At 73.9% G+C, this 16,176-nt stretch carries 17 protein-coding genes; 14 read left to right on the forward strand and 3 right to left on the reverse strand.

Translation table 11 applies throughout. The features are described 5' to 3' along the window. Positions 1-55: 55 nt before the first annotated feature. Positions 56-520 carry a hypothetical protein gene (locus ACFY23_RS05810; RefSeq protein WP_350684940.1) on the forward strand — a complete coding sequence of 155 codons (465 nt, stop codon included), beginning with the start codon at positions 56-58 and terminating at the stop codon, positions 518-520. 28 nt (positions 521-548) lie between these two features. Here the strand turns inward: ACFY23_RS05810 and ACFY23_RS05815 are convergent, their stop codons facing one another. Then, positions 549-1,520, reverse strand: a complete 972-nt coding sequence (locus tag ACFY23_RS05815; RefSeq protein ID WP_387035176.1) for a GlxA family transcriptional regulator — start codon at positions 1,518-1,520, stop codon at positions 549-551. Positions 1,521-1,602: 82 nt separating this feature from the next. Between ACFY23_RS05815 and ACFY23_RS05820 the strand changes: the two genes are divergently transcribed. Then, positions 1,603-2,904 (forward strand): MFS transporter, encoded by a 1,302-nt coding sequence (locus ACFY23_RS05820; RefSeq protein WP_350818937.1) that lies wholly within the window; start codon positions 1,603-1,605, stop codon positions 2,902-2,904. A gap of 40 nt (positions 2,905-2,944) precedes the next feature. Here ACFY23_RS05820 and ACFY23_RS05825 read toward each other — a convergent pair whose 3' ends face one another. Beyond that, positions 2,945-3,229: a DUF427 domain-containing protein gene (locus ACFY23_RS05825; protein WP_350682980.1), complete on the reverse strand. Its 285-nt coding sequence runs from the start codon at positions 3,227-3,229 to the stop codon at positions 2,945-2,947. 155 nt (positions 3,230-3,384) lie between these two features. Between ACFY23_RS05825 and ACFY23_RS05830 the strand changes: the two genes are divergently transcribed. The 10 genes from ACFY23_RS05830 (at position 3,385) to ACFY23_RS05875 (ending at position 13,893) form a co-directional block, all read left to right on the forward strand. Beyond that, entirely contained in the window at positions 3,385-4,785 is a 1,401-nt protein-coding gene (locus ACFY23_RS05830; protein WP_350682982.1) for an FAD-binding oxidoreductase, read from the forward strand. Then, complete coding sequence (locus tag ACFY23_RS05835; protein ID WP_350682984.1) at positions 4,782-6,125, forward strand: class I SAM-dependent methyltransferase; 1,344 nt, start codon at positions 4,782-4,784, stop codon at positions 6,123-6,125. The genes ACFY23_RS05830 and ACFY23_RS05835 overlap by 4 nt, the downstream gene beginning before the upstream one ends. 89 nt (positions 6,126-6,214) lie before the next feature. After that, entirely contained in the window at positions 6,215-6,772 is a 558-nt protein-coding gene (locus ACFY23_RS05840; protein WP_350682986.1) for a helix-turn-helix domain-containing protein, read from the forward strand. Beyond that, positions 6,765-7,643: an SRPBCC family protein gene (locus ACFY23_RS05845; protein ID WP_350682988.1), complete on the forward strand. Its 879-nt coding sequence runs from the start codon at positions 6,765-6,767 to the stop codon at positions 7,641-7,643. Before ACFY23_RS05840 ends, ACFY23_RS05845 begins: the two co-directional genes overlap by 8 nt. Positions 7,644-7,952: 309 nt before the next feature. Beyond that, positions 7,953-8,915 (forward strand): CHRD domain-containing protein, encoded by a 963-nt coding sequence (locus ACFY23_RS05850; protein ID WP_350682990.1) that lies wholly within the window; start codon positions 7,953-7,955, stop codon positions 8,913-8,915. Between the two features lie 198 nt (positions 8,916-9,113). Then, positions 9,114-9,998: a sugar phosphate isomerase/epimerase family protein gene (locus tag ACFY23_RS05855; RefSeq protein ID WP_350682992.1), complete on the forward strand. Its 885-nt coding sequence runs from the start codon at positions 9,114-9,116 to the stop codon at positions 9,996-9,998. Between the two features lie 48 nt (positions 9,999-10,046). Continuing rightward, the gene (locus ACFY23_RS05860) at positions 10,047-10,280 is read left to right on the forward strand and encodes a zinc-ribbon domain-containing protein (protein WP_350682994.1); all 234 of its coding nucleotides are present in this window, start codon (positions 10,047-10,049) and stop codon (positions 10,278-10,280) included. 277 nt (positions 10,281-10,557) lie between these two features. Continuing rightward, complete coding sequence (locus tag ACFY23_RS05865) at positions 10,558-11,040, forward strand: hypothetical protein (RefSeq protein ID WP_350682996.1); 483 nt, start codon at positions 10,558-10,560, stop codon at positions 11,038-11,040. 184 nt (positions 11,041-11,224) lie between these two features. Continuing rightward, positions 11,225-12,337, forward strand: a complete 1,113-nt coding sequence (locus ACFY23_RS05870; protein ID WP_350682998.1) for a hypothetical protein — start codon at positions 11,225-11,227, stop codon at positions 12,335-12,337. After that, positions 12,334-13,893 carry a hypothetical protein gene (locus ACFY23_RS05875; protein WP_350682999.1) on the forward strand — a complete coding sequence of 520 codons (1,560 nt, stop codon included), beginning with the start codon at positions 12,334-12,336 and terminating at the stop codon, positions 13,891-13,893. The genes ACFY23_RS05870 and ACFY23_RS05875 overlap by 4 nt, the downstream gene beginning before the upstream one ends. A gap of 13 nt (positions 13,894-13,906) precedes the next feature. Here the strand turns inward: ACFY23_RS05875 and ACFY23_RS05880 are convergent, their stop codons facing one another. Then, positions 13,907-14,836 carry a S41 family peptidase gene (locus ACFY23_RS05880; RefSeq protein WP_350683001.1) on the reverse strand — a complete coding sequence of 310 codons (930 nt, stop codon included), beginning with the start codon at positions 14,834-14,836 and terminating at the stop codon, positions 13,907-13,909. Between the two features lie 241 nt (positions 14,837-15,077). On the opposite strand from ACFY23_RS05880, the gene ACFY23_RS05885 reads away from it, so the two are divergent. After that, positions 15,078-15,836, forward strand: a complete 759-nt coding sequence (locus ACFY23_RS05885) for a MerR family transcriptional regulator (protein WP_350683003.1) — start codon at positions 15,078-15,080, stop codon at positions 15,834-15,836. A 34-nt stretch (positions 15,837-15,870) separates the two neighbouring features. Beyond that, positions 15,871-16,155, forward strand: a complete 285-nt coding sequence (locus tag ACFY23_RS05890; protein ID WP_350683005.1) for an antibiotic biosynthesis monooxygenase family protein — start codon at positions 15,871-15,873, stop codon at positions 16,153-16,155. Positions 16,156-16,176: the final 21 nt, after the last annotated feature.

A 16,176-nucleotide genomic window follows, 5' to 3' on the forward strand; every position in this document is an offset into this window, starting at 1 on the left:
GAACCACGTGCGGGAACGCCGGGGCGGACGGCGCGGGACGGGATTCACTGGGGGCATGGACAGCGGGGCGTTGCGAGGGGCGTACGAGGAGGTGCTCGCGGAGATCGACGCGGGCGGGTTCGGGCCGCCGCCGGCCGGGCAGCTCAGCGCCGAGCAGATCGTCGCCCACCTCGCCGCCAACGACGAGCTGATGACCGAGGCGACCGAGGCGGTCATCGCCGGTTCGCCGTTCGCGTACTACGACCTGGAGACCATCCACCGCCCGCAGGTGGACGCGCTGGTCGTCGAGTGCGGCGGGCTGGACGGGCTGGCCACCCTGCTGCGGGCCACCAGCCAGAAGCTGTGCGCGCTGACCGAGCGGCTCGGCCCGGCGGCGGAGACCCCGGTCGACACCCACCTGCGCGAGGGCTTCGACCTGGTCGTCGACGACACCCTGCCCTGGGGCCGCACCCTCGACCTGCACACCCGCGTCCACCTCCCGAAGCACCTGGCGCAACTCCGCATGCTCCGCACGCACTGACCCGCCGGGGCGGGCGCGAGGTGCGGGGTCAGGGGTGCCGGAAGGTGCGGCGGTAGGTCGACGGGGTCACGCCGACGCGCTGATGCAACTGCTGCCGGAGCGCTGCGGCGGTGCCGAAGCCGGAGCGGCGGGCGACCTGGTCGACGGTGAGGTCGGTCGTCTCCAGCAGCAGTCGGGCGTGGTCGGTGCGCTGCTGGAGCAGCCACTGCGCCGGGCTCATCCCGGTCTCGGAGCGGAAGCGCCGGGTGAAGGTGCGTACGCTCATCCGGGCCTGCCCGGCCAGGTCGCGCAGGCTGACCGGCTCGTGCAGCCGATGGCGGGCCCACTCCCGCGCCCCGGCCGTGCCCGCGTCCGCCGACTTCGGCACGGGGCGCTCGATGTACTGGGCCTGGCCGCCGTCGCGCCACGGCGGGACCACGCAGCGCCGGGCCGCCTGGTTGGCCACCTCGCTGCCGTGGTCGGTGCGGATGACGTGCAGGCAGAGGTCGATCCCGGCGGCCACCCCGGCCGAGGTGAGCAGCCGGTCGTCGGCGATGAAGAGCACGTCCGGGTCGAGGTCCACCGTCGGGTGCAGCCGCCGGAAGCGGTCGGCGTACGCCCAGTGGGTGGTGGCCCGGCGACCGTCGAGCAGCCCGGCGGCGGCCAGCACGAACGCCCCGGTGCAGATGGACATGATCCGGGCGCCCCGCGCGTACGCCCCGCGCAGCGCGTCCCCGACCGCCGGGTCGAGCGTCCCGTCGTGCATCGGCGGCCCGCCGTGGACGCCGGGGACGACCACCGTGTCGGCGGTCTCCAGCAGCTCCAGCCCGTGGTCGGGGAGCACCTGGTAGCCGGCGGTGCTGCGCACCGGGAGGGCGCCCGCGGTGCAGGTGTCGACCTGGTAGAGCGGCACACCGTCGGGGTCGCGGGCGGTGCCGAAGACCTGGGCGGGGGTGCCGAGGTCGAGGCCGACGACCTGGTCGGTGGCGAGCACGGCGATCCGGTGCGGGCGGACGGACATGGCCCGATTATTGCGCATGATGGCTTTCCGGCCACTCGTCGTCGGCCGGCCCGATCCGCAGACTCGACGCGTGACCCGAGCCGTGACCCGCCCCCGTCGCCTGCACCCGGCCTGGACCGTCGCCGCCGTCGCGTTCGTCGCGCTGGTCGGCGCGGCGGGCTTCCGCGCCACCCCCTCGGTGCTGCTGCACCCGCTGCACGCCGAGTTCCGCTGGCCGCTGGCCACCATCTCCGCCGCCGTCTCGGTCAACCTGCTGCTCTACGGGCTCACCGCGCCGTTCGCCGCCGCGCTGATGGACCGGTTCGGCATCCGGCGGGTCGTCACCGGCGCGCTGCTGACGGTCGCGGCGGGCAGCGGGCTGACCGTCTTCATGACCGCGAGCTGGCAGCTCGTCCTCTGCTGGGGCGTGCTGGTCGGGCTCGGCACCGGGTCGATGGCGCTGGCCTTCGTGGCGACCGTCACCGGGCGCTGGTTCGTGCGCCGCCGTGGCCTGGTCACCGGCGTGCTCACCGCCGGCGGCGCGGCCGGGCAGCTCGTCTTCCTCCCGCTGGTCGCGATGCTCGTCGACGCGTACGGCTGGCGGGCGGCGGCGCTCGTGGTCGCCGGGGCGGCGCTGGCGGTCGTACCGCTGGTGGTGTGGCTGCTGCGCGAGCACCCGGCGGATCTCGGCCTGCCCGCCTACGGCGCGACCGAGGTCGTGCCCCCGACGCCGCCGGCCGGCGGGGCGGCGGCGCGGGCGCTCGGCGCGCTGGGGCAGGCGGCCCGGACCCGGCCGTTCTGGCTGCTGGCCGGCGGCTTCGCGATCTGCGGCGCGACCACCAACGGGCTGGTCGGTACGCACTTCGTGCCGGCCGCGCACGACCACGGGATGCCGCAGACCACCGCCGCCGGGCTGCTGGCGCTGGTGGGGCTCTTCGACATCGTCGGCACGGTCGCCTCGGGGTGGCTGACCGACCGCGTGGACAGCCGACTGCTGCTGGGCGCCTACTACGCGCTGCGCGGCGGCTCGCTGCTGGTGCTGCCGGGGCTCTTCGCGGCCACGGCCGAGCCGAGCATGCTGGTCTTCATCGTCTTCTACGGGCTGGACTGGGTTGCCACGGTGCCGCCCACGGTGGCGCTGTGCCGGGAGTACTTCGGCGCGTCCGGCGCGGTGGTCTTCGGCTGGGTCTTCGCCGCGCACCAGGTCGGCGCGGCGCTCGCCGCCACCGGCGCGGGGCTGGTCCGGGACCGGCTCGGCGACTACGCGCCGGCCTGGTACGTGGCGGGGGCGCTGTCGATCGGGGCGGCCGTGCTGTCGCTGCTGCTGCGCCGCCGCGAGGCCCCGCCCGTGCCGGTCCCGGTCGTCGCCGCCGGGGGTCGGCGGGCGTGGACCTACCGGGGCTGACGGTCAGCCGCGCCGCCACGGCCGCTCCGGGCGGGGTGGCTCAGTCGACGACCCGGACGTCCTTCCAGAACGCGACCCGGTCGCGGACCATCTCCGCCTCCGCCTTCGGGTCGGGGTAGTACCAGACCGCGTCGGGGCTGGTCCGCCCGTCGTGGACGAGCGTGTAGTAGGAGGCGGTGCCCTTCCACGGGCAGACGGTGTGCGTGTCGGACTCCCGGATCAGGTCGTCGCGCAGGGCGGTACGCGGGAAGTAGTGGTTTCCCTCCACCAGCACGGTGTCGTCGCTCTCGGCCACGACCACGTCGTTCCACACAGCTTTCGGCATGACGCCCACGCTATGCCGACGGGAGCCGCGCGGCCACCGTGGTCGCCGGCCTGCCGGTCGGCCGCCCCCGTCGGACGGCGTCGCTGCCGTCGCGGCGCGAAACGGCCACCGTGGACATCCCACGGCGGGGAGCGGGGAGCGCGTACAGTGATCTCATGTGCGCGGTGCGTGTGGATCATCATTCGGTCGACCACGACGGCGCGGTGGCCCAGCTGCGACGGTCGTACGCGGCGGTGCCCGCGGGTGAACCGGTCCGGCTCGCCAAACGCACCTCCAACCTGTTCCGTCCCCGGTCCGCTCCCCGGGTGCCGGGGCTGGACGTCAGCGGGCTCACCGGCGTGCTCGATGTGGACCCGGTGGCCCGCACCGCCGACGTGCAGGGCATGTGCACCTACGAGGACCTGGTCGACGCGACCCTGCCGCACGGGCTGATGCCGCTGGTGGTGCCGCAGTTGCGCACCATCACCCTCGGCGGGGCGGTCACCGGGCTCGGCATCGAGTCGACCTCGTTCCGCAACGGGCTGCCGCACGAGTCGGTGGTCGAGCTGGACGTGCTCACCGGGGCCGGCGACCTCGTCACGGCCCGCCCGGAGGGCGAGCACGCCGGCCTCTTCGCGGCCTTCCCCAACTCGCTCGGCAGCCTCGGCTACGCCACCCGGCTGCGCATCGAGCTGCAGCCGGTACGCCGTTTCGTGGCCCTGCGCAACGTCCGGTTCACCCGGCTGGAGGCCCTCGCCGACGCGGTCGCCGAGGTCACCGCGACCCGCTCCTGGGCGGGCGAGACCGTGGACGCGATGGACGGGGTGATGTTCAGCCCCGGCGAGGCGTACCTGGTGCTCGGCACCTTCACCGACGACGCCCCGCACGCCAGCGACTACACGGGTCAGGACATCTACTACCGGTCGCTGCGCCGGCGCACGCGCGACGCCCTGACCACGTACGACTATCTCTGGCGCTGGGACACCGACTGGTTCTGGTGCTCGGCGGCGTTCGGCGTGCAGCGCCCCATGGTCCGGCGGATGTGGCCGGCGCGGTGGCGGCGCAGCGACGTCTACCACCGGCTGGTCCGGTTGGAGCACCGGCACGGCGTGGCCGCCCGGATCGACCGGCTGCGCGGCCAGCCGGCGCGCGAGCGGGTGGTGCAGGACGTGGAGATCCCGCTGGACCGGACGGCGGAGTTCCTGCGCTGGTTCGCCCGGGCTGTGGGGATGACCCCGGTCTGGCTGTGCCCGCTGCGGCTGCGCGAGCCGTCCGGCCCGGAGTCGGCCCGCGCCTGGCCGCTGTATCCCCTCCGGCCGGGGCAGGACTACGTGAACATCGGCTTCTGGGGGAGCGTGCCGATCGCGGCCGGCGCCGCCGACGGCGACGTCAACCGGGTGATCGAGCGAATGGTGTCGGAGCTGGGCGGGCACAAGTCGCTCTACTCCGACGCGTACTACGACCGGGAGTCCTTCGACCGGCTCTACGGCGGCGCGACGTGGCGCGCGGTGAAGGACCGCTACGACCCGGACCACCGGCTCACGGGACTGTACGAGAAGGCGGTAGCGCGAGAATGAGCCTGACCGATCGAGACCAGGGAGCGGCGAGCGCTCCCGCCTCCCCGCCGGCGGGGGGCCGGCGCACGGGTCCGCGCGTGGCGGACGTCGTCCGCGCGTTGACCAGCGGGGGCCTTCCGGTGCGGGTCACCGGGTACGACGGCAGCGCGGTGGGCCCGGCCGACGCCGGGATCACCCTGTCGATCCGTTCCGAGCGGGGCCTGACCTACCTGCTCACCGCCCCCGGCGACCTGGGCATGGCCCGGGCGTACGTCAGCGGTGACCTGGCGTTGCAGGGCGTGCACCCGGGCGACCCGTACGAGGCGCTGCGGGTGCTCAAGGACGAGTTGCGGCTGCGTACGCCCCCGCTGGCCGAGGCGCTGGCCCTGGTCCGGGGGCTGGGCTGGGAGCGGCTGATGCCGCCGCCGCCCCCGCCGCAGGAGGCGCAGCCGCGCTGGAAGCGGCTGGTGAACGGGCTGCGGCACTCCCGGATCCGGGACAGCACGGCGATCTCCCACCACTACGACGTCTCGAACGCCTTCTACGAGAAGGTGCTCGGCCCGTCGATGACGTACACCTGCGCGGTCTTCCGCTCGCCGGACGACACGCTGGAGCAGGCCCAGGCGGCCAAGTACGACCTGGTGGCGCAGAAGCTCGCGCTCAGGGCCGGGATGCGGCTGCTCGACGTGGGCTGCGGGTGGGGCGGCATGGTCCGGCACGCCGCCCGCGAGTACGGCGTCAAGGCGCTCGGGGTGACCCTGTCCCGGGCGCAGGCCGAGTGGGCCCGGGCAGCGATCGAGCGGGAGGGGCTGACCGGGCTGGCGGAGGTGCGCCACCTCGACTACCGGGACGCGCCGCGCGAGCAGTTCGACGCGATCTCCTCGATCGGGTTGACCGAGCACATCGGGGTGCGCAACTACCCGGCCTACTTCGCCGCGCTGCGCGACCGGCTGCGGCCGGACGGCCGGTTGCTCAACCACTGCATCACCCGGGCCGACAACCACGCGCCGCACCGCTCGGGCGCGTTCATCGACCGGTACGTCTTCCCGGACGGTGAGCTGGCCGGCCCGGGGCGGGTGGTCAGCGAGATCCACGACGTCGGGCTGGAGGTGCAGCACGAGGAGAACCTGCGCCGGCACTACGCCCTGACGCTGGCCGGCTGGGGCCGCAACCTCGTGGAGCACTGGGACTTTTGCGTCGCCGAGGTGGGGCCGGGCACGGCCCGGGTGTGGGGCCTCTACATGGCCGGCTCCCGGCTGGCGTTCGAGCGCAACGGCATCCAACTGCACCAGGTGCTCGCCACCCGCAACGGCCCGGAGGGGGCGACGGGCTACCCGCTGCGCCCCGACTGGCTGCCCTGACCCGCGTCGAAAGCCGCGCCGCCCGGCCGGCGCGGCTTTCGACGAACCCATTGACAAACAAATTTTGTACGTACAAACTGATTTTTGCCATGAGAGATGTCCTGTACCTGGAACGGATTGAGCAGGCCGAGGTCCTGCTCAAGCCGCAGCGCGTCGAGGTGCTGCGGCAACTGGCCGAGCCGCGCACCTGCACCGAGGTCGCCGCCCGGCTGGAGCAGACCCCGCAGCGCGTCTACTACCACGTCAAGCAGCTCGTCGCCGCCGGCCTGGTCGAGCAGGTCAGCGAGCGCAAGGTCCGCGGCATCACGGAAGGCATCTACCAGGCCGCCGCCCGGTCCTACTGGCTGTCGCCCCGGCTCGTCGGCCGGATCGGCCTGCGGCGGGCCCGCGACGAGCTGAGCCTCGGCTACCTGTTGGACCTGATGGAGGAGGTCCAGGCCGACATCGCCGGGCTGGACCGCGCCGCCCCCGAGCTTCCCTCGGTGGGGGTGGCCGGCGAGATCCGGGTGCCGGCGGAGCAACGTCAGCAGTTCCTGCACGACCTGCAGGCGACCCTGCAGGACCTTTTCACGCGCTACGGGGGCGCCGAGGGCGACGCCTTCAAGCTCGCCGTGGCCTGTTATCCGAAGGGGAAAGACCGTGAGTGAACCGATGAAGGTGCCCGTCCGCCTCGCCGCGCCGGTCGCGACCGTCCGCCGCGCCCTGACCGACCCGGCCGAGCTGCGCGTCTGGCTCGCCGAGCACGTCGAGGTCGAGCTGCCGCACCGGTACGAGTTCTGGGGCCGGCACACCCCCGAGGGCGACGCGCCGCACCAGCGGCTGCTGCACGTCGACGACGACACCCTGCGCTTCGCCTGGCTGCTCGACGGGGTCGAGACGACCACCGAGTTCGCCCTGCGCGCCGAGGGGCCCGACAGCACGGTCCTGACGCTGACCCAGAGCCACTTCGACTTCGCCGAGGCGATGAGCGGCAGCAGCATCCGCGGCGTGCTGCAGACCTTCTGGAGCCTGTCGCTCGCCAACCTGGCCGCCCACCTGGAGGGCGACCCGCTGCTGCCGAAGGTCGACTTCACCTCCGCCGAGATGCGCGGCGAGGTGCTGATCGACGCGCCGGCGGCCAAGGTGTACGAGTCGCTGACCGATTCCGCGCAGGCCAGCGCCTGGTTCGGCTACCCGATCGGCATCGAGCCCTGGGTCGGCGGCCGCTACGCCATGGGTGGCTTCGAGTCCGGTCACGCCGCCAAGGTCGTCGACCTGGAGCCCGGCCGGAAGCTCTCGGTCGACTGGGGCCCGATCGGCGTCAGCACCTGGGAGCTGGCCGAGTCGCAGGGCAAGACGAAGCTGACCTTCGTGCAGTCCGGCTTCGACGAGCAGAACCCCCCGTACGCGGGCTGGGCCGGGTCGCTCTCGGGGCTGTTCGAGCTGCGCCGCTTCCACGAGATGAAGGACTGGCAGCCGATCTGGCTGCCGGCCGAGGTGCCCGGCCTGGAGCCGGAGGCCGTTCAGGCGACGAGCTGACCTCGGGAGCGAGAGCCCCCTGTCACCCCATCGGGGGACAGGGGGCTCTCGCGTGTCCAAGTGCCGCAGGGCCGGCGCAGGCGGTCCACAGGTCGCGAAAGTCTCTCACGGTCGGTTCGGGGAAGAGGCAACGGCATATGGGGAATATGGGACAATTTCATCATAGAGGGCGCCTGCTCCAGCCTGAGTGCCGTAGCGCATCGTGTCTCCGTTCTCGGCTGAACGGCGCCTTCCGCCTGTGCCTCCGACGGATGGTCGACGGCCGTCCGTGAGCGTGGGCCAGGCCTCGTCTAGGAAGGAGCAGCAGTGATGATGGGACGTACTCGCCTGTGGGCGGTTGCGATGGCGGCCGGCGCGGCGGTGGCGGCGGTCGCCGTCGGAAACGCCGCCATGGGCGACGGACGGGACGACTCGCGGGACCGGCAGGAGTCGCGCGAGTCGCACAGCTCGTGGGACTGGGACGACTCGCGGCGCGGTGGGGACACCGTGCGGGCGAAGCTCAGCGGCTACGAGGAGGACCCGCTCACGATCTCCACGCCCGGTTCGGGCAAGTTCGAGGCGCACATCGACGAACGGAACAAGGAGATCAAGTGGCGGCTGAGCTACGACGACCTGAAGGACGTCGAGCAGGCGCACATCCACTTCGGGGGGAGGCACCAGAGCGGCGGCATCGCCGCGTTCCTCTGCTCGAACCTCAAGGACGCGAAGGGTGGCGCGCCGAAGGGCGTCCAGCCCTGCCCCGCCTCCCCGGCCAAGATCGAGGGGACCATCAAGCCCGCTGACGTGGTGGGCCCCGCCGACCAGGGCATCGAGCCCGGGGAGTTCGACGAGTTGGTCGACGCGATCGAGGCCGGCGTCACGTACGTCAACGTGCACACCAAGAAGTACCCGAACGGCGAGATCCGGGGCCAGATCAAGAGCGACGAGCGGGACCGGGACAAGCGCGACGACAGGAGTGGCGACTGGGGCGACGAGGAGCGCGCCGGCCGCGACCAGGACAAGGGCGGTGACTGGGGCTGGGAGAAGCGCGACGACTCCGGCGACGACTGGGGCCAGGACAAGGGCGACGACCGGGGCCGGGACAAGGGCGGCGACTGGAGCCAGGACAAGGGCGGCGACTGGAGCGACGAGAAGCGCGACGAGTCCGGCGACGAGAAGCGCGACGAGAAGCGTGATGAGAAGCGCGACGAGAAGCGCGACGAGTCCGGCGAGGAGAAGGGCGGCGACTGGAGCCAGGACAAGGGCGGCGACCGGGAGCCACGAGAAGGGTGACCACTCGGGCCGGCGAATGAGCGGCGACTGACAGCGACGAACTCATCCGTCGGCCAGTGGTGACCGTGCGAGCCTGCCGTACCGGCAGGCGGGCCACGGCTAGACCGGGGCACCCGCTCACTTCCGACGAGCGGGTGCCCCGGCGTCGGCCGGCCATGGCGCCTTCGTGATCCTCTACAGTCGACGGATCTCATCGACGTGGAGGGCGAGAGGGCAGCGATGAAGATCGGCATCAACACGTGGGCGTGGGTCGCGCCGCTGACCGACGACGCGCTCGCCCGGCTCGCCCCACGGCTCAAGGCGTGGGGCTTCGACGCCGTCGAGCTGCCCATCCAGGCGCCGGGCGACTGGGATCCCGTGTCGACCGGGGAGTTGCTCGCCGGGCTGGACCTGGCCCCCGCCGTCTGCGCCGGCCTGCTGCCCGACCACGACCTGCTCGCCGACGACGACGAGGTCGTGCGGCGTACGACCGACTTCGTGCGGCACTGCCTGTGGGCCGCGGGCCAGGCGGGGGCCGCCGTGGTGGCCGGCCCGCTCTACGCGCCGGCCGGGCGGACCTGGCTGCTCGACGCGGACGCGCGACGCGCCACCACCGCGCGCCTCGTGGACCGGCTCCGGCCGCTGGCCGCCGAGGCCGCCGAGCGGGGCGTGACGATCGCCCTCGAACCGCTCAACCGGTTCGAGACCAGCCTGCTCAACACCGTCGAGCAGGCGCTGGAGGTGGTCGACGGGATCGACGGCCTCGGGCTCGCGCTGGACACCTTCCACATGAACATCGAGGAACGCGACCTGCCGGCCGCCATCCGGGCGGCCGGAGACCGGCTCGCCCACGTGCAGGTGTGCGGCAACGACCGCGGCGTGCCCGGCGGGGACCACCTCGACTGGCCGGCGATGCTGGCCGCCCTCGCGGAGGTCGACTACTCCGGTCAGCTGAGCATCGAGTCGTTCACGGCGCCGGCCCTGGCCGTGCCGATGTCGGTGTGGCGGCCGCTCGCCACCGACCCCGACGTGCTCGCCGTCGAGGGGTTGGCCTTCCTGCGCGGGCTGTCGGCCGTGCCGTCCGCCGGGAATTCCCGCTCCTGACCCCGCCCTGGTGGTGATTGCGGGCCCGACAGTGGGTACTGCCGGGCGATGTTCTTCATCTTCGGGCTCCGCACCAAGGTCAGCCGGTCGGGCGTGGTGCAGCAGGTCTGCCGCAACTGCGGCAACCACGCCGCACAGGTGATCACCCGCCGGTCGACGAAGTTCAGCCTGTTCTTCGTCCCGATCATCCCGATCCGCACCCGCTACGTGCAGCAGTGCACCTTCTGCGGCGCCCAGTACGACATCTCCCGGTCCGAGGCCGAGCGCCTCGCGGTCGGCTGAGCCCACCGATGGCCCGCTTCCTCTGCTGGCTGATCGGCCGGCAGCCTGCCGCGCCCGCCCCCGCGCCCGTGCACACCGTCTCCCGGCCGCCCTGCACCCCGGGGCGGCGCCGGCGTCGCCGTGACCGCCGCCCGACGGCCGGCACCGCCCTGCCCCGCTCGCCCTGGAACCGCTCCTCCGGCCGCTGACCGCCGCGTGCCCCGTGGGGCCCGGCCGTCCGCCGCCCCGACAGCGCGCGCGGCCCGGTCCGCGTGCCGGGGCGTGCCAGGATGTGGCGATGTATCCCCCTCACCCGTCGTACCCGCCAGGGCCGGGCGCGGTCACCCCGCTGGTCGCCTACCCCCACCCGATCCCGCCGCCCCCGGGCCATGCCGTGCTGGCCGTCTCGGTCAACCGCGGGCCGTACCTCGTCCCCGCCCCTTCGACCAGCAAGTTCAAGGTCGACGGCCAGGTCGTGCCGATCCCCGGCGAGGGCATCTGGCACGTGGCCGTCCCGGCGGGCCCGCACGACGTCCGCTACACCGATTTCATGGGCATTCCCGCGATGACCACCGCGCTCGTCGCCCATCCCGGCGCGGTGCACCACCTGTCGTTCCGCTTCGGCGGGTGGCGCAACCGCGTCCACGACGGGCACGGCACCGACGTGACGAAGTTCGGGATGTGGTCGAACTACAGCATCCTGCTGGTCACGTTCGGCGTGCTCGGCGTGGTCTGCTGCGGCGGTTCCGTGCTCCTGGCCGGTCTCTCCGGCTCGGCCTGACCGGTCGTTCCGGCGTGGCCTGACCGGTCGTTCCGGCTCGGCCTGACCGGGCTCTCTCCGGCACGGGGCTGAGCGGGCTCTCTCCGCTCGGGCTGACCGGGCAGGCGCGCCGGGTGGCGTCCCGGGCCCTGTCGCCGGGGCGTCGCCCGGCGCGGCCGGCGGGGACCGCCTATCGTGGCGGATCGTGACGAGCAGCGAGGAGCGACTGGCGGCGATCCGCGGCGGCGTGCCACCCAGGCGGCACAACGCCCGCACCATCGCCGCGCTGACCGGCAACCCGGGCTGCACCCGGCGGGCCGTGCTGGACGGCGCCGGGGTGGACAAGCCGAAGCTGGCCGAGCGGATCGGCTTCCCCGCCCGGTTCGGGCAGTCCCGCTTCGCCATCACCCGCGGCAACGCCTTCGAGGCGCAGGTCAAGGCCGACGGCGGGGCCGAGCTGCTGCGGCTGGTCGCCGAGCGGTTGGGCGTACCGGTGCCGGCGGCGGCGACCTGGACGGACCTCGGCGACGGCGTCGAGGACGACACGGCCGCCCGGCACCGGCGCTCCGCCGAGCTGCTGACCGGCGCCACGCCCGGCGACGGGACGGGCGACGCCGCCGCGCTGTTCGACCATCCCCTGCTCGGCCTGGACGTCGCCGGCCGCCGGGTGCACCTGGAGCCGGACCTGGTCGCCGCGCGGCTCGCCGGCCGGTTCCACGTGGTCGAGATCAAGTCGTTCCCGGTGGTCGACGGCCAGGCCGACGCGGCCAAGGTGTCCGCCGCCGCGACCCAGGCCGCCGTCTACGTGCTGGCCCTGCGCGAGCTGCTCGCCGCCGCCGGCCACGACCCGGAGCTGGTGTCGCACGACGTGGTGCTGGTCTGCCCGCGGGACTTCGCCAACCAGCCGGTCGCCAGCCTGGTCGACGTGCGCAAGCAGCTGCTGGTGCTGCGCCGCCAGCTCGACCGGATGGCCCGGCTCGACGCGCTGCTGGCCGCCGTTCCCGAGGACTTCACCGCCGACCTGGCCGCCGAGCCCGCGGCGCTGCTCGCCGCGCTGTCCCGGGTGGAGGCCCGCTACGCGCCGGACTGCCTGGCGGCCTGCGAGCTGGCGTACTTCTGCCGGCACGAGGCGCGTGGCCAGACCGGGTCGCTGGGCCGGCCGGTCCGGGAGGCGCTGGGCGGGATCGCGGACGTCGACGCGGTGCTGGCGCTGGCCGCCGACGAGCGCACGCCGGAGCCGGGGCAGGAGGAGGCCGCCGCGCTGCTGCGGGCCGCCGCCCGGTTGCGCGCCGACGCCCTCGCCGGGACCCCCGCATGAGTACGCTCCGCGCGCTCGCCCGGGCGCAGGCGCTCGCCGCCGGGGTGGCCCAGCCGGTGGCGACCGTCCGGCACCTGCACCTGGCCGAGCGCCCGCTGGTGCTGGTGCCGCTGGCGATGGCCGGCGAGGCGAACGCCCCGCTGGCGGCGCTGGTCGGCGACGCCCCCGACGCGGGGCGGCTGCTGATCGTGCCGCAGCCCCGCAACCGCGACCAGCGGTACCGGTTCACCGCCGAGCTGGCCGCGACCGTGCTGCCGTACCTGGACGGGTTCCGGGGGGTCTCCGAGGCGGTGCCGATCGACCGGGGCAAGGACGTGCGGTACCGGTACGTCGACGCCCCGCAGTTGCTGGTGCCGAACCCGGCCGGGGTCACCTTCCTGCGGCTGCTCGGCCGCTCCACCCGCTTCCGCCGTCCAGACGGGGAACACCCGGTGCACCCGTCGGTGCCGGTGCTCGGGCGGTGGCTGACCTTCTTCGCCGAGCGGGCCGAGCATCCCGGCTCGTCGGCGCTGGTGGCGATGACCGACGCGCTGACCCTGCACTGGGCCACCGGGCAGAGCGTGGTGGAGGACCTGCACCTGCCGGCGCTGCTCGGCTGGATCGACCCGCCGGCCGGGCTCACCGGGGCCGAGGCGGCGGCCCGGGCCGAGGACCCCGCCGTCTGCCCGCCCGCCGGGCCGGCCACCGACCCCGACTTCGACAACCACCGTCTCGCCCCGGCCATCGCCGCGTACGCCGCCGCCGAGGACGACCCGGAGGCGCGCGCCGGGGCGTACGCGGAGCTGGAACGGCTGCTGCGCGACCAGCTCGCGCCCACCTGGGAGCTGATGTGGCGTGGCGTGGGGTTGCTGCGCGGCCTGCCGCCGGGCGCCCGGGTGGCCGGCCGGTGGGACGGCGACAAGGACGCCTTCACCGGCTACGCCGAGCACGTCGACGCGGGCGGCGCGCCGCAGCCCCGCCGCGACGGGGCGGTGGCCGCCGCCCAGCGGCTGCACCGGCTGGAACGCGCCCTGACCTCGTACGCCGTCCAGCGCGCCTACGACGACCCGCTGGTGATGGCGGAGCACCGGCTGACCGGCGAGGCGTTCGTCGGCGAGGTGACCCTGGCCGACCCGAAGCGGGTGGACGACACCGGCAAGCGGCCCGTGCTGCGCCCCCGCGTCCAGGTCGTCACCACCGAGCCGGTGCCGATGCCGGTCGGCGCCACGCTGTTCTCGCCGACCCGGCCGGCGCAGAAGGCCAAGGTGGTCTTCGTGACCCCGGCGGCGGACGGCAAGACCGAGGTGGTGCTGGAGCTCTCCGGCGGGATGGGCCGGGGGCTGACGGCCCCGCCGGGCAGCGTGCCCGAGGTGGGGGAGCGGCTCTGCTACACCACCCTGTCGGACTCCTTCATGCCGGCGGGGATCTTCCCTGCCGTCGAGGAGACGCCGTGGACGCACGGTGGCCCACCGGTCCCCGCGCCCGCACCGCCCGACCCCGGGCCCGGCGCCACCGACCGCGCGGCCGCGGCCTCCCCGTCCGACGTGGACGGCGATCCCGACGAGGAGTGGGCCTGACGCGGCTGACCGTTCACGCTGAGTGGTGGGACGGCTTGCGCAGGACGGCCCGGTGGGCGACGTCGAGCGCTTCGGCCGCCGGCACCTCGACGTCCGGAACGACGCCCGTGCCCTCCCAGTTGGTGCCGGAGACGGGGTTGACCGGGCTGGCGACCGGCACCGAGAGGTGCAGGTGGGGGTGGACGGGGAACCCCGTCCTGGGGTGGGCGCCGCCCCCGGTCCGCTCGCCGACGACCGTGGCCCGGCCGTGCTGCTGGAGGGCGTAGGCGAGCGACTCGCCGCCGGAGAAGGTCGTCGCGCTGGTCAGGACGGCCAGCGGCCGTTCGCCGCCGAAGCGGGCTCCGGCCAGCGGCGCGGGGCTCCAGAACTGGCGGTCGGGCAGGTGGCGTTGGCGCATGGTGTAGAGGTGCGTCGGTCGGTCGAAGAGGTGCCCGCAGACCAGCGCCTCCATCTCCGGGTCGCCGCCGATCGTCCCGCGCAGGTCGAGGATCAGGGCGTCGGCGTCGGCGACCACCCGCAGCGCGGCGGTCATCGCCGCCCCGGCCAGGGTGGGGGAGAACAGCGCGGGTTCGATCCGCACCAGGCCGACGTTGTCGGGCAGCCGCTCCACCCGGTGGATGCCGCCCAGGCTGGCCCGGGCCATCGAGGGCAGCGCGTCGGCCAGCGGGTCCCCGCCGTCGTCAGGCAGCGGCCGGTCGTGGAACTTCACCCCCAGGTGGCGGTCGCCGTTGAGTGACTGGAGCGTCCGGGTGAGCGAGCCGGCGAGTGCCGACCAGGATGCCGCCTGCCGGTGCTGGTCCGTCTCCGCCCGCAGCAGCCCGGCGAGCCGGGCCGCGACGTCGGCGAATACGTAGTGCTCGTCGACCAGCCAGGCCGTGTGCTCGACGACCTTGGCGATCTCGAGCTGCGATGCGGGCTGTTCCCGCGTGTCGAGGGTTGTCATGCCCGCAGTAGAGCAGCGCGTCGAAAAAGCGTCAATACATGTGTACGCTTTCGGTGTGACGCCCACGCCCGCGGCGCAGCAGTGCTGCCGACGCATTGCGCGGCGCCCGGCCACGCCGCCGCGATGCTCGGGGCGGTCGCCCAGGAGGTCTGCGGCGGGCCGCCGCCCGCCGGTCCAGAATTGGGGCTTGACCCTCACGTAACGGCAGGCGGGAGCCTCGTTGACGGAAGGGAGGGAAACCATGGCGTACACGGTGGGACAGGTGGCGAAGGCGGCCGGGGTGACCGTGCGGACGCTGCACCACTACGACGAGATCGGGTTGCTCTCGCCCAGTGGCCGCAGCAGCACCGGCTACCGGCGCTACGACGACGCCGACCTGGAGCGGTTGCAGCACATCCGCTACTACCGGGAGCTGGGGTTCCCGCTGGAGGAGATCGCCGCGATCCTCGACGACCCGGCGAGTGACCCGGCGGCGCACCTGCGCCGCCAGCACGAGCTGCTGACCGTACGGATCAAGAGGCTCCAGGAGATGGTCACGGCGATCGAGTTCGCGATGGAGGCGAGCAAGTTGAACATCCAACTGACCCCGCAGGAGCGGTTCGAGGTCTTCGGCGACTTCGACGCGGACGCGTACGTCGAGGAGGCCGAGCAGCGGTGGGGTGGCAGCGAGGCGTACCGGGAGTCGAACCGGCGCGTGTCCCGCTACACGAAGGACGACTGGCTGCGGAACAAGGCCGAGAACGAGGACTGGGGGCGGCGGTTCGTCGAGGTGATGTCCTCCGGCGCGCCGGCGGACAGCCCGGCGGCGATGGAGCTGGCCGAGGAGCACCGGCAGCTCATCAGCCGCTGGTTCTACGAGTGCTCGTACGAGGTCCACACCGGGCTGGCCGACATGTACGTGGCGGACGAGCGGTTCACCGCGTACTTCGAGAAAATCAGGCCGGGGATGGCGGCGTACCTGAGCGAGGCCATCCACGCCAACGCGGTCAGCCGCGTCTGATCGCGCGGTCCGTCCGCTCGCACGGAGGTCACCAGTGCTCATCGTCGCCGGCAGTCTCTACGTCGACCCGGACCAGCGGGACGCCTACCTCGCCGACTGCGTCGAGGTCGTCCGGCAGGCGCGGTCCGCGCCGGGCTGCGTCGACTTCGCGATCAGCGCCGACCTCGTCGAGCCGGGCCGGATCAACGTCTACGAGCGCTGGGAGTCCGACACGCAGTTGCTGGCCTTCCGGGGCGCGGGGCCGGCCGGGGAGCAGGCGGTGGCGATCCGCGGCGCCGAGGTGCACAGGTACCGCATCTCGGGCGTCGAGGCGCCCTGACCGGGACGGCCGGACGCAGCC

Source organism: Micromonospora sp. NPDC000121, assembly GCF_042899165.1.
Taxonomy (GTDB): domain Bacteria; phylum Actinomycetota; class Actinomycetes; order Mycobacteriales; family Micromonosporaceae; genus Micromonospora.

What these genes read in the sequence shown, in the direction of transcription:
- ACFY23_RS05810 (WP_350684940.1), top strand. Translation starts at nt 56, where the DNA reads ATGGACAGCGGGGCGTTGCGAGGGGCGTACGAGGAGGTGCTCGCGGAG.
- ACFY23_RS05815 (WP_387035176.1), bottom strand. Translation starts at nt 1,520, where the DNA reads ATGTCCGTCCGCCCGCACCGGATCGCCGTGCTCGCCACCGACCAGGTC.
- ACFY23_RS05825 (WP_350682980.1), bottom strand. Translation starts at nt 3,229, where the DNA reads ATGCCGAAAGCTGTGTGGAACGACGTGGTCGTGGCCGAGAGCGACGAC.
- ACFY23_RS05830 (WP_350682982.1), top strand. Translation starts at nt 3,385, where the DNA reads ATGTGCGCGGTGCGTGTGGATCATCATTCGGTCGACCACGACGGCGCG.
- ACFY23_RS05835 (WP_350682984.1), top strand. Translation starts at nt 4,782, where the DNA reads ATGAGCCTGACCGATCGAGACCAGGGAGCGGCGAGCGCTCCCGCCTCC.
- ACFY23_RS05840 (WP_350682986.1), top strand. Translation starts at nt 6,215, where the DNA reads ATGAGAGATGTCCTGTACCTGGAACGGATTGAGCAGGCCGAGGTCCTG.
- ACFY23_RS05850 (WP_350682990.1), top strand. Translation starts at nt 7,953, where the DNA reads ATGATGGGACGTACTCGCCTGTGGGCGGTTGCGATGGCGGCCGGCGCG.
- ACFY23_RS05860 (WP_350682994.1), top strand. Translation starts at nt 10,047, where the DNA reads ATGTTCTTCATCTTCGGGCTCCGCACCAAGGTCAGCCGGTCGGGCGTG.
- ACFY23_RS05865 (WP_350682996.1), top strand. Translation starts at nt 10,558, where the DNA reads ATGTATCCCCCTCACCCGTCGTACCCGCCAGGGCCGGGCGCGGTCACC.
- ACFY23_RS05875 (WP_350682999.1), top strand. Translation starts at nt 12,334, where the DNA reads ATGAGTACGCTCCGCGCGCTCGCCCGGGCGCAGGCGCTCGCCGCCGGG.
- ACFY23_RS05880 (WP_350683001.1), bottom strand. Translation starts at nt 14,836, where the DNA reads ATGACAACCCTCGACACGCGGGAACAGCCCGCATCGCAGCTCGAGATC.
- ACFY23_RS05885 (WP_350683003.1), top strand. Translation starts at nt 15,078, where the DNA reads ATGGCGTACACGGTGGGACAGGTGGCGAAGGCGGCCGGGGTGACCGTG.